The sequence below is a fragment of the Microbacterium sp. PA5 genome, from assembly GCF_049860775.1.
Classification (GTDB): Bacteria; Actinomycetota; Actinomycetes; order Actinomycetales; family Microbacteriaceae; genus Microbacterium.
The window spans coordinates 1,943,109-1,955,274 of the sequence record NZ_CP187567.1 but is presented as its reverse complement, the minus strand read 5'-3'; the positions used below and the strand labels follow the sequence as shown (position 1 = coordinate 1,955,274).

At 74.7% G+C, this 12,166-nt stretch carries 11 protein-coding genes; 10 read left to right on the top strand and 1 reads right to left on the bottom strand.

The features are described from left to right. Positions 1–102 precede the first annotated feature (102 nt). From hemE to ACPWUT_RS09130, 10 genes are all read left to right on the top strand, one after another. A complete protein-coding gene (gene hemE / locus ACPWUT_RS09175) occupies positions 103–1,143 on the top strand; it encodes a uroporphyrinogen decarboxylase (RefSeq protein ID WP_425836731.1) in 1,041 nt (346 codons plus the stop codon). Beyond that, positions 1,140–2,582 carry a protoporphyrinogen/coproporphyrinogen oxidase gene (locus ACPWUT_RS09170; RefSeq protein ID WP_425836728.1) on the top strand — a complete coding sequence of 481 codons (1,443 nt, stop codon included), beginning with the start codon at positions 1,140–1,142 and terminating at the stop codon, positions 2,580–2,582. The genes hemE and ACPWUT_RS09170 overlap by 4 nt, the downstream gene beginning before the upstream one ends. Beyond that, a complete protein-coding gene (gene hemQ, locus ACPWUT_RS09165; protein ID WP_284527665.1) occupies positions 2,579–3,253 on the top strand; it encodes a hydrogen peroxide-dependent heme synthase in 675 nt (224 codons plus the stop codon). Before ACPWUT_RS09170 ends, hemQ begins: the two co-directional genes overlap by 4 nt. Beyond that, positions 3,250–4,494 carry a ferrochelatase gene (locus tag ACPWUT_RS09160; protein ID WP_425842244.1) on the top strand — a complete coding sequence of 415 codons (1,245 nt, stop codon included), beginning with the start codon at positions 3,250–3,252 and terminating at the stop codon, positions 4,492–4,494. Before hemQ ends, ACPWUT_RS09160 begins: the two co-directional genes overlap by 4 nt. Next, on the top strand, positions 4,491–5,468 hold the full coding sequence (gene hemC / locus ACPWUT_RS09155; protein WP_425836724.1) for a hydroxymethylbilane synthase: 978 nt from the start codon (positions 4,491–4,493) through the stop codon (positions 5,466–5,468). Before ACPWUT_RS09160 ends, hemC begins: the two co-directional genes overlap by 4 nt. A gap of 44 nt (positions 5,469–5,512) precedes the next feature. After that, positions 5,513–6,274, top strand: coding sequence for a uroporphyrinogen-III synthase (locus ACPWUT_RS09150; protein ID WP_284527663.1), 762 nt, complete (start codon positions 5,513–5,515; stop codon positions 6,272–6,274). Next, complete coding sequence (hemB, locus tag ACPWUT_RS09145) at positions 6,271–7,266, top strand: porphobilinogen synthase (protein WP_425836720.1); 996 nt, start codon at positions 6,271–6,273, stop codon at positions 7,264–7,266. The genes ACPWUT_RS09150 and hemB overlap by 4 nt, the downstream gene beginning before the upstream one ends. Further along, positions 7,263–8,573: a glutamate-1-semialdehyde 2,1-aminomutase gene (hemL, locus tag ACPWUT_RS09140; RefSeq protein ID WP_425836717.1), complete on the top strand. Its 1,311-nt coding sequence runs from the start codon at positions 7,263–7,265 to the stop codon at positions 8,571–8,573. Before hemB ends, hemL begins: the two co-directional genes overlap by 4 nt. Before the next feature lie 119 nt (positions 8,574–8,692). Further along, positions 8,693–9,541 carry a 16S rRNA (adenine(1518)-N(6)/adenine(1519)-N(6))-dimethyltransferase RsmA gene (rsmA, locus tag ACPWUT_RS09135; protein ID WP_284527660.1) on the top strand — a complete coding sequence of 283 codons (849 nt, stop codon included), beginning with the start codon at positions 8,693–8,695 and terminating at the stop codon, positions 9,539–9,541. 53 nt (positions 9,542–9,594) lie between these two features. Beyond that, positions 9,595–10,518, top strand: a complete 924-nt coding sequence (locus ACPWUT_RS09130) for a phosphodiesterase (protein WP_425836714.1) — start codon at positions 9,595–9,597, stop codon at positions 10,516–10,518. Here ACPWUT_RS09130 and ACPWUT_RS09125 read toward each other — a convergent pair. Continuing rightward, complete coding sequence (locus ACPWUT_RS09125) at positions 10,463–12,115, bottom strand: stealth conserved region 3 domain-containing protein (protein ID WP_425836711.1); 1,653 nt, start codon at positions 12,113–12,115, stop codon at positions 10,463–10,465. The two genes, ACPWUT_RS09130 and ACPWUT_RS09125, sit on opposite strands and share 56 nt — an antisense overlap. Positions 12,116–12,166 lie beyond the last annotated feature (51 nt).

Below are 12,166 nucleotides of genomic sequence, written 5' to 3'. Positions count from 1 at the left end.
GCCGTCTCCGGCGCCGCCTCGTCCCATCCGCTGACCGCTCACGACACCGCCTCGTCGCGTCTGCTGCGCGCGCTGCGCGGCGACCGCCCTGCGGTGACGCCGGTGTGGTTCATGCGCCAGGCCGGGCGCTCGCTGCCCGAGTACCGCGCGCTCCGCAGCCGCGGCACGATGATCGAGGCGTGCCTGGACCCGGCCCTCGCGAGCGAGATCACGATGCAGCCGGTGCGCCGCCACGGCGTGGACGCGGCCATCTTCTTCAGCGACATCGTCGTCCCGCTGGCCCTCATCGGCATCGACGTCGAGATCGCCGCGGGGCGCGGCCCGGTCTTCTCCCGGCCGCTGCGCACCGCCGCCGACATCGCCGCAGCCGTCGAGATCGACCCCGCCCTCGTGCGCGAACGCGGCGAGGCGATCGCGGACGCCGTGGGCCGCACGACCGCGATGCTCGCCGAGGAGTCCGAGGCGCGCGGCGAGCCGCTGCCGCTCATCGGGTTCGCAGGCGCCCCCTTCACGCTGGCGGCCTACCTCGTCGAGGGCGGACCGTCGAAGGATCACCTCGCCGCCCGGCGCCTCATCCACGACGACCCCTCGGCGTGGCGCGCCCTCACCGGCTGGCTCGCCGAGGTCACCGGCCAGTTCCTCGCGCTCCAGGTCTCGGCCGGGGCGAGCGCCGCGCAGCTGTTCGACTCCTGGGCCGGGGCGCTGGCCCCGGACGTCTACCGCGCGTCGGTGCTCCCCGCCTCGGCTGCCGCACTGCGGGCGGTGCGCGAGCTTCCGCTCCCCGCGGTCGCCGAGGGCGCGGGCATCGACCGCATCCCGCTGATCCACTTCGGCGTGGGCACCGGGGAGCTGCTGGCCGACATGGCCTCGCTCGACATCGACGCGATCGGCGTGGACTACCGGGTGCCGCTGGACGAGGCCCGGCGCCGCGTCGGCCGCGATCTCACCGTGCAGGGGAACCTCGACCCGGCCCTCCTGTTCGCGCCCGAGCCGGTGCGCACGGCGGCGGTGCACCGAGTGCTCGAGGCAGGATCCGCGGCCCGCGCGCACGTGTTCAACCTCGGCCACGGCGTGCCGATGGACGCCGACCCCGACGCCATCGGCGACGTCGTGCGGGCGGTGCACGACTGGCGGATGCCGTGACCGTGGACCTCGTCGTCGTGGGCGCCGGCATCGGCGGCCTGGCGGTCGCGCACGACGCCGCGCGTGCGGGGCTCGATGTGGTGGTGCTCGAAGAGGGCGACCGCACCGGCGGCATGCTCCGCCGCGCCGACCTCGGCGGCGTCGCGATCGACATCGGCGCGGAATCCTTCGCCACGCGCACCACGGGCGTGGCCGACCTCATCGCCGACGCGGGTCTGGGCCTGCGCATCGTGGCCCCCACGGCCGGGGGAGCCCACCTCGCCGCCGTCGGCGACCACGGCGTGCTCCGCGCCCCGCTGCCGCGCCGGACGGTGCTCGGCATCCCCGCCGACCCTCTCGCCGACGACGTCGTGCGGATCCTCGGCGAGGCCGGCGCGGGCCGCGCCGCCGCGGAGGCGGAGATGCCGTCGGGCGGGCGGGAGCCCGCCGAGCCCTCCCTGGCCGACCTCGTCGCCGAGCGGTCCGGACCGGCGCTCCTGCACCGGCTCGTCGATCCGCTCTGCCGCAGCGTGTACTCGGTGCCGGCGGCCGAGGTCCGCCTCTCGCGGCTGCATCCGGCGCTGTGGCGCGCCTTCTGCGACCTCGGATCGCTCACCGCGGCGGCGGCCTCGCTCGCGGCCCCCGAGCGCGCCGGAGCGGCCGTCGGCGGCATCGAGGGCGGGATGTGGCGCCTGGCCGAGGAGCTGCATCGCGCCGCGACGGCACAGGGCGCCGACATCCGCACCGGGGTGCGTGTGCGGCAGATCGCGAGGGAGCAGGGACGGGTGTCGGTCGCGGCCGGCGACGCCACGCTCCGCGCGCGGCGCGTGGTGCTCGCCACGGGAACCGCGGCCGCACGGAGCCTGCTCGCGACGCCGGCGGCGGCGCCGCCCGTCGTGCGGGTCGCGGCGGCCCTCGTCCGTGCACCGGCGCTCGATGACGCACCCGTCGGATCCGGCGTCATCGCGGCCGCCGATGTTCCTGCGCAGGCCAAGGCTCTCACCCACGTGACGTCGAAGTGGGAGTGGGTGGCCCAGGCCGTGCCGCCCGGACACCACATCGTGCGCTTCTCGGCCCGCGACGGGGCGTCGCGCCTCGGCACCGCCGCCGACGTCGTCCGCGAGCTCGACGTGCTCGCCGGCGTCGCGCTCGACCCGGCCGACGTCGTCGCCGTCGTCGAGCAGGCGTGGCCGGACGCCGTCGCCGCCCCGCCCGTCGATCCCGCCCGCCGCGCCGCCCTCGCCGCCGACGGCGTGCTGCTGGCGGGCGCCGCCGCCGCAGGCACGGGGCTGGCGTCCGTCGTGCCGCACGCCCGGGAGCTCGCGCGGGCCCTCGTCGCCGAACTGCGGGGGCCCTCGCCGATCGGACCCGGCACCCCGGCGGTGCCGGACCCCCTCGCGGCCGCCGCGACGCTCACCCCGAACACCCCACCGACCTCGAACGACCGGAGGACCGCATGACCGAGGAGAACCTCGTCGGCTACACCCTGTTCGCCGTGCTGACCGCGCCCCGCCCGCGCGCCGGCGCTCCCGACGCCGCGGCGATCGCCGCGCTCGACAGCGAGATCGCCGCGCTCGCCGATGCCGGAGTGACCCTGCGGGGGATCTACGACGTCACGGGCATGCGCGCCGACGCCGACCTCATGGTCTGGCTCCACGGCGACGACGCGGCAGCCCTCCAGAAGGCCCTGCGGGCCCTCCGGCGCACCGATGTCCTCGCCGGGTTCGGGTGCGAGTGGAGCGCCATGGGGGTGCACCGCGAGGCGGAGTTCAACAAGCGGCATGTGCCCGGATACCTCCGCGGCGAGGCGGCGCGGGAATGGCTCTGCCTGTACCCGTTCGTGCGCAGCTACGAGTGGTACCTGCTCCCCGAGGACGAGCGCGCCGCGATGCTGGCCGAGCACGGGAGGAAGGGGGCGCGCTTCACCGACGTGGTGGCCAACACCGTCTCGACCTTCGCGCTCAGCGACTACGAGTGGCTGCTGCCGCTGGAGAGCGACGAGCTGCTGAGCCTCGTCGACCTCATGCGCGACCTGCGGGCCACCGACGCCCGCCGCCACGTGCGCGAAGAGGTGCCCTTCTACACGGGTCGCCGCGTGGCGACCTCCGAGCTCGCGGAGGTGCTGGGCTGATGGCCGAGAACATCGGACGGTCCGTCCCGGAGGGCTTCCGGCCCAAGCCGCCGCGTGCGAGCTCCGCGCCCGCCCTCGGCGAGGGCTGCCGCGTCCCGGCGGCGACGCCCGCGACCTGCGCCGGCGACGCCCACGCGACCACGCCGGTCGCCTACGACGGCGTGCTGCTGCTCGGCTTCGGCGGCCCGGAGGGGCAGGACGACGTCATCCCCTTCCTGCGCAACGTCACCGCCGGCCGCGGGATCCCCGACGAGCGCCTCGAGGAGGTCGCGCACCACTACCGTCACTTCGGCGGCGTGTCGCCCATCAACGACCACAACAGGGAGCTGAAGGCGGCTCTCGACGCGGAGCTCGCCGCGCGCGGGCTGGACCTTCCCGTCTACTGGGGCAACCGGAACTGGATGCCCTACGTCGCCGACGCCCTCCAGGACGCCGCCGACGCGGGGCGCACCCGCCTGCTCGCGATCGCGACGAGCGCGTACTCGTCGTACTCCTCGTGCCGCCAGTACCGCGAGGACCTCGCCGACGCCGTCGAGGCGACGGGGCTCGCGGGCCGCGTCGAGATCGACAAGGTGCGTCAGTTCTTCGATCACCCCGGGTTCGTCGCACCGTTCGTCGACGGGATCCGCGCGGCGGTCGCCGAGCTGGCCGAGCGCGGGATCACCGACCTCGAGCGCGAGGTCGAGGTGCTGTTCTCGACCCATTCGATCCCCGACTCCGATGCGGACCGGTCGGGACCGCCCGAGCGGGAGTTCGGCCCCGGAGGCGCCTACGTCGCCCAGCACCTCGCCGTCGCCGAGCAGATCATGGCGCAGCTGGGGATCGGCAGCGCCTGGCAGCTCGTGTACCAGAGCCGCTCCGGCCCGCCGCAGGTGCCGTGGCTGGAGCCGGACATCAACGACGCGCTCCAGGAGCTTCCCGGTCGTGGCCGACGCGCGGTGCTGATCGTGCCGCTCGGCTTCGTGAGCGATCATATGGAGGTGCTGTGGGACCTCGACACCGAAGCGCTCGAGACGGCCGATGAGCTCGGTCTCGTCGCGCTGCGCACGGCGACGCCGGGCACCCACCCCGCCTACGTCGCGGGGCTGGTCGACCTCATGGAGGAGCGCCTGCGGGGCACCGCGCCGGACGAGCGGCCCCACGTGACCGATCTGGGTCCCTGGTACGACGTGTGCCGCCCGGGCTGCTGCGAGAACAAGCGGCTCGGATTCCAGCCGGCGCTCGCCGGGATCGCCCCGTGACGACGACCACGACTGCTCCCGCCCTCCGGCTGGGCACACGCGCGAGCGCGCTGGCGACCACCCAGTCCGGGCAGGTCGCCGACGCGCTGCGCGCCGCCACCGGCCGCGAGGTCGAGCTCGTCCCGATCACCACCGCCGGTGACGTGCTCACCGGCCCGCTCGCCCAGCTCGGCGGGACCGGCGTGTTCGTCGCCGCCCTCCGGGAGGCGCTCCTGCGCGGGGAGTGCGACCTCGTCGTGCACTCGATGAAGGACCTGCCCACGGGTGCCGTCCCGGGACTGGTGATCGCGGCCGTGCCTCCCCGGGAGGTCCAGCGCGACGTCCTGTGCGCGCGGGACGGGCTCACCCTGCAGACCCTCCCGCACGGGGCCGTCGTCGGCAGCGGGTCGCCCCGCCGCGTCGCGCAGCTGCTCCGGCATCGCCCCGACCTCGTCGTGCGCGGCATCCGCGGCAACGTCGACACGCGTCTGCGCAAGGTCCACGAGGGCGAGTACGACGCGACCGTGCTCGCCGAGGCGGGACTGTCACGACTCGGGCGCACCGACGAGATCACCGACACGTTCGACCTCGGCGCATGGCCGACCTCGGCGGGCCAGGGCGCGCTGGCCGTCGAGGTGCGCGCCGCCGACGCCGAGCTCGCCGCAGCCGTCGGCGTCATCGGAGACGGCTCCTCGACGCTGACCAGTCTCTGGGAGCGCGACGTGCTGCGCCGGCTCGAGGCGGGATGCGCGGCCCCGGTCGGGATCAGCGCCCTCGCCCTCGGCGACGCCGCCGACGCGGCGGCCGGTGGTGTCGCCCTCGTGGCGGAGGTGTACGCGCTGGACGGCGCGCGGTCGGTGCGCGTGGCCCGGGAGGTGCCCGCCGCGACGCTCGCCGATGCCGCGGGGCGCGATACGGCCGCCGCCGACGTGGTGGCCGAGCTCCTGGACGCCGGCGCGGGCGAGCTCGCCGACCTCACGGGGTCGGCGCGGTGACGGCGAGCGGTGCAGCGGGGAGCGGGGGACTTCGCGGTGCGTCCGTGCTCATCCCGCGCGGCGGCGCCTGGGGCGCGCGGGTGCGCGCAGACCTCGAGCGGCGCGGCGCGGAGGGGATCGTGGCGCCCGTCATCGCCTCGGCAGCCCCGCGCGACCTGACCGCGCGGGACCGCGCGTTCGCGGCACTGGCCGCCGGTGAGTACGCCTGGCTGTTCGTCACGAGCGCCGCCGCGGTCGAGCAGCTCGCCCGCCACGGTGTGACGGTGCCGGCGACCACGCAGATCGCCGCCGTGGGATCGGCGACCGCGCGCGCGGTCGCCGACGCCGGAAGCGAGGTGGCGTTCGTGCCGGCCGGGCAGTCGTCGGCGGCCGCACTGACGGCCCAGTGGTGCGCCGGCCGCGATCCGCGTGCGACGGGACGCTGTCTCGTGCTGCGCTCGGATCTCGCGACCTCCGTCGTCTCGGACGAGCTGGAGCTCCGCGGCTTCAGCGTCGACGTCTGCATCGGCTACCGGACGGTCGGGGTCGACCTCGCCCCCGAGGTCCGCGACCGGATCGGATCGGGGGAGGTCGACGTCATCCTCCTCACCTCGCTCAGCGTGGCGCGCGAGCTCCGGCGCCAGATCGGCATCCCGCCCGCCTCCACGCTCGTCGCGTCGATCGGCCCGGGGACGACGCGCGACGCCGCGAAGATCGGCTTCACCGTCGGGCACACCGCCCGCACCCAGAGCGTCGACGCCCTCGTCGCCGAGCTCGACGACTCCCGCATCCCTCTCGCTTCCGCACGAACGGAGACCACCCCATGACCGCGTTCCCCGAGCGGCGCCTGCGCCGCCTGCGCGCCACCCCTGCCCTGCGACGCCTCGTCGCCGAGCACGACCTGACGCCGCGCCGGCTCGTGCTCCCGGTGTTCGTGAAGGAGGGCATCGACGCGCCGCAGCCGATCGCGAGCATGCCCGGTGTCGCCCAGCACCCGCTGGACGGGCTGCCGGCGGTCGTCGAGGCGGCCGCGGCGGCGGGGCTGGGCGGCGTCATGCTGTTCGGCGTGCCCGAGCACCGCGACGCCGTCGGGTCGGGCGCGACCGCGCAGGACGGCATCCTCAACCGCGCGATCGCCGTCGCCGCCCGGGCCGCCGCAGGGCGCCTCACCGTGCAGGCCGACCTCTGCCTCGACGAGTTCACCGATCACGGCCACTGCGGCCTGCTCGCCGCCGACGGCTCCGTCGACAACGACGCGACGCTCGAGGTCTACGGCCGTATGGCCGTCGCCCAGGCCGCCGCAGGCGCCGACATCCTCGGGCTCTCGGGGATGATGGACGGCCAGGTGGCCGCGGTCCGCGCCGCCCTCGACGCGGCCGGACGCACGGATGTCGCGCTCCTCGCGTACGCCGCCAAGTACGCCTCGGCGTTCTACGGACCGTTCCGCGACGCCGTGGAGTCCACCCTCGACGGAGACCGCCGCACCTATCAGCTCGACGCCGCCAACGGCCGCGAGGGCGTGCAGGAGGCGCTGGTGGACGCCGACGAGGGCGCGGACATCGTGATGGTGAAGCCGGCCGGCCCCTACCTCGACGTCCTCGCGCGCGTCGCCGAGGTCTCCCCGGTGCCGGTCTGGGCCTACCAGGTGTCGGGCGAGTACGCGCTGGTCGAGCACGCCGCCGCCGCGGGACTCATCGACCGCGACCGCGCCATCGCCGAGACGCTCATCGGCATCCGCCGCGCGGGCGCCGAGACCATCCTGACCTACTGGGCCATCGAGGTCGCGCAGCGACTGCGCGGCGGGGAGGAGTCGGCGTGACCGGCAACGAGGAGCTGTTCGCGCGCGCGCAGCGCGTCATCCCGGGGGGCGTCGACTCGCCTGTCCGCGCGTACGGCTCGGTCGGCGGGACGCCGCGGTTCCTGACGTCGGCCGCCGGTGCGTACGTCACCGACGCCGACGGTCGGCGCTACGTCGACCTCGTCGCCAGCTGGGGCCCCGCCCTTCTCGGCCACGCGCACCCGGAGGTCGTGGAGGCGGTGGTGGCCGCCGCGCGCCGCGGACTGTCCTTCGGTGCGCCGACCCCGGCCGAGGCGGAGCTCGCCGAGCTGATCGCCGCGCGCGTGCCCGGCGTCGAGAAGGTGCGTCTGGTCTCCACGGGGACCGAGGCCACCATGACCGCCATCCGTCTCGCGCGGGGCGCGACCGGGCGCGATCTCCTCGTGAAGTTCGCCGGCCACTACCACGGCCACTCCGACGGGCTCCTCGCCGCCGCCGGGTCGGGTCTTGCCACCTTCGCCCTCCCGGGCTCGGCCGGCGTGCCCGAGGCGGTCGCCGCGCAGACCCTCGTGGTGCCCTACAACGACCTCGGCGCGCTCGAGCAGGCGTTCGCGGCGCACCCCGGCCGCATCGCCGCCGTCATCACCGAGGCGGCCGCGGCCAACATGGGGGTCGTCCCTCCGGCGCCCGGGTTCACCGCGGCGCTGCGCGATCTGGCGCACCGCGAGGGCGCCCTGCTCATCAGCGACGAGGTGCTCACCGGGTTCCGCGCCGCGGCGGGCGGATACGCCCAGGTCCTGCGCGACGCGGGCGAGCCGGTGGCCGCCGACCTGGTGACGTTCGGCAAGGTGATCGGGGGCGGCCTGCCCGTGGCCGCGGTCGCCGGCCGCGCCGATCTCATGGATCTGCTCGCCCCCCTGGGGCCCGTCTACCAGGCCGGCACGCTCAGCGGGAATCCCGTGGCGGTGGCGGCGGGACTGGCGACGCTGCGCCTGGCCGACGACGCGGTGTACGCGGCGCTGGCCGCGGCCGCCGACACGCTCTCGGGCGCTGTGGCCGACGCGCTCTCGGCCGCCGGCGTGCCGCACGTGGTCCAGCGCGCCGGGACCCTGTTCAGCGTGTTCTTCGGCGCGACGATCGAGGCGGGCGTGCCCGATTACGCGACGGCGCAGCGCCAGGACGCCGCCGCGTACGCGCGGTTCTTCCACGCCATGCTCGATGCCGGCGTGAGCCTGCCGCCCTCCGCGTTCGAGGCGTGGTTCGTGACCGCGGCCCATGACGAGGACGTGCTCTCGCGCGTGATCGACGCGCTGCCCGGCGCCGCACGCGCCGCCGCCGCTGCGGCCTGAGCCCGCTGTCACCGGCGAGCCGACACGCTTGTGCCGAACCGACATCCCGCGTGCGGGCGCAGCCTGTCGGTTCGCGCGGAGCGTGTCGGCTCGGCGGGAGCGCGCCCTAGGCTGGGGGGATGGTCGTCACACTGCTCGGGGCCGCGGAGATCCGCGCGCTCGCCGCCGATCTCGACGTGACGCCGACGAAGAAGCTCGGCCAGAACTTCGTGGTCGACGCGAACACGGTCCGCAAGATCGTGCACGTCGCCCGCGTGACCGCCGATGACCACGTCGTCGAGGTCGGTCCGGGTCTGGGGTCGCTGACGCTCGCGATCCTCGAGACCGGCGCACCCGTCACCGCCGTCGAGATCGACCACCGTCTCGCCGCGCGCCTGGCGCAGACGGCGGCCGCGCACGGCGTCCCCGACGGGGCGCTGTCGGTCATCGCCGCCGACGCGCTGCGCATCACGGAGCTGCCCGGCGAACCCGACGTCCTCGTGGCGAATCTGCCGTACAACGTCAGCGTGCCCGTGCTGCTCCACTTCATGGAGACCTTCGCCGGCATCCGGCGCGGCGTCGTCATGGTCCAGGCCGAGGTCGGCGAGCGCCTCGCCGCCCCCTCGGGGTCGAAGACCTACGGTGCGCCGAGCGTGAAGGCGGCCTGGTACGGGACGTGGCGGCTCGCCGGCACCGTCTCGCGTCAGGTGTTCTGGCCCGTCCCCAACGTCGACAGCGTCCTCGTCGCCTTCGACCGCGACCCGCAGCCCCGCGGCGACGAGGGCGAGCGGCGACGGACTTTCCGGATCGTGGACGCCGCATTCCAGCAGCGCCGCAAGATGCTCCGCCAGGCTCTGGCGGGCGTTCTGGGCGGGACGGCCGCCGAGGCCTCGGCCGTCCTCGAGGCCGCCGGAGTGGCCCCGACCGCGCGCGGCGAAGATCTGACGATCGACGACTTCGTCGCCATCTCGCGCGCGCACGTTATCTGACGTTCCGCGCGCGTTCTCGCGACGTTACGAAACATGCCTGTAACATCTGGCGCATGCCAAACGCCGAGTACCCGGCTCCCGAACGGGTTCTTCTGCACCTCAGCGACACGCACCTGCGCGCGGGTGCGCCACTCCTTTTCGACGCGATCGACGGCAGCGAACGGCTGAGCCGGGCACTGGACGGGATCGAGGCCTCCGGGGTCCGCCCCGACGTGATCGTGTTCACCGGCGACCTCGTCGACCTGGGTGAGCGGCGCGCCTACGCCGACCTCCGTGAGCGGGTCGAGCCGTTCGCGCAGCGCCTGGGCGCCGAGGTCGTCTGGGTGATGGGCAACCACGACGAGCGCGCCGCGTTCCGGGCGGAGCTGTGGGACGAGCACGGCGACGATCAACGCCCCGTCGACAGGGTCGACGAGTTCGACGGCCTTCGCATCGTCACCCTCGACACGAGCGTGCCCGGCCACCATTACGGCGAGGTCACCGACGAGCAGCTCTCGTGGCTCGCCGGGGTCCTGGTGACTCCCGCGCCCCTGGGCACGGTCCTCGCCATGCACCACCCGCCGGTGCCGAGCGTCCTGGCCCTGGCCGCCAGCGTCGAGCTGCGCGACCAGCGCCGCCTCGCCGACGTGCTGCGGGGGACCGACGTGCGCGCCATCATCGCCGGGCACCTTCACTACTCGACGTTCGGGACGTTCGCCGGCATCCCCGTGTCGGTCGCCTCGTCCACCTGCTACGCGCAGGATCTCACCGTCCCGGTCGGCGGGACGCGGCCGCAGGACGGCGCCCAGGCGTTCAACCTCGTGCACGTGTACGACGACACGATCGTCCACGCCGTCGTTCCCGTTGACGTTCCGGTCCCCGTCGAGTACACCGATCCGGGGCGCGCACGCGAACTGCTGGCCGAGGCCGGGGTCACGGGCGTCAGTGTGGCGCGCCGATCCGCTCCGCCGACTCGTCCGGTGCCGGTCCTGCACTGACCTGTGCTGCACCGACCTGTGCAGCACCGACCGATGAAGCGCTGACCTGCTCCGCGGGCCGCTCCCACGGCGCGCGGACCGGGAACATCCGCTTGAGCGTGTCGCGCACCGTGCGGATGCGCAGCTCCTCGGGCACCTCGGAGGATCCGCCGTCATTGAGGCAGAACATGTCCACGTCGCGCCGCTTCTCGAGCCGCCGCATCTGACGCAGCGACGTCGCGAGCGTCGACTGCACGTAGCGCACGCGAGCCTCCGTCGACACGACGGCACGGCCCGTCATCAGCGCGTAGTAGTGGTACAGGCTGTTGGTGACGGAGATGTCCGTCGCCGAGCGGAAGCGCGACGCCGCGGTGCGGGCGAAGTCGTCGGGGAACTCGCGTTCGAGCTCGCTCAGCACGCTGCGTCGCAGCGGCGTCGCGCAGTGCTCGAGATCGCGCAGGATGGTGCGGCCGAAGCGCTCGTGCAGCAGCGCCCGGTTGACGCGCAGGGCGTTGTCGTGGCCGCTGCGGTGGGGCATCGGCTCTCCCGTGCCGATCCGGATCGGGCACTCGACGAACTTGGACACGCCGCCGGCGGTGAAGAACAGCTCGGGGTCGACGGGGCGCGCGAAGAACATGTCGTCGTTGGAATACAGGAAGTGCTCGGCGAGACCGTCGATCCGGTGCAGCTGCGCCTCGATCGCGTGCGAGTTGTGGGTGGGCAGCACCGAGGGGTCGGCGAAGAACTCCTCGCTGCGCACGAGCGTGACGCGGGGATCATCGGCCAGCCACGCCGGGCGCGGGGAATCGGTCGCGATGAAGATGCGCCGCACCCACGGGGCGTACATGTGGACGCTCCGCAGGGCGTACCGCAGCTCGTCGACGTGACGGTAGCGCGCCGCGCTCTCGTCGCCCTCGCCGACGACGTATCCCGCCATCTGCGCGGCCCGCTGCCGCTGGAACTCGCTGGACGAACCGTCGACCCACGAGAACACGAGGTCGATCTCGTCGACGACCTCGTCCGGCTGGGGGTCGAACATGCCGTCGAGCGTCCGCCACGACCGTCCGTAGCGGTGCGTCGTCGCCGGTCGCAGATCGTCGGCGGGGAACACGCGGCGCGTCAGCGCGTTCGCCCGGGGAGCGTGCACGAGGTCGCCGTCGCGCCGCCAGAACTCGAGCGCGAAGCCGCACTCCCTGTCGTAGCGGAGCGAACCGGTGCCGCTGATGCGCGGCCGGAACAGCCGGATGGATCGGGCGCCGTCGGCGGCCGCCGACGTCGTCGTACCGAGATCGGCAGCCAGCGCGAGCGCCGCGCCGGCGGGCTTGGCGTAGAGCGGTTCGCGCTCGCCGAGGGCGCGCAGCGCACCGAGCACGGCGCCCCGCTCGTCGGCGTCGACCACGAGCGCGGGAGAGGTGCGCCCGTGACGGATCAGCGTCGTGGCGATGCCGGCGGCGTCGAGGGCGTCCGCGACCAGGAGCAGGTCGGCCTCGAGTGCCTGGGCGGGTGTCGTGTCGACGTGGCGGAGCCGGAACACGCCGTCGTCGAAGACGACGTCGCCGCGCGCCAGAAGCGTCGACCACGGATGGGGGTGGGGAGGCAGCGCCTGCAGAGCCGTCATGTGCTCCTCTCTCGCCCGCATCGGAGATGCGGTCGTGACCAACCTAGACGG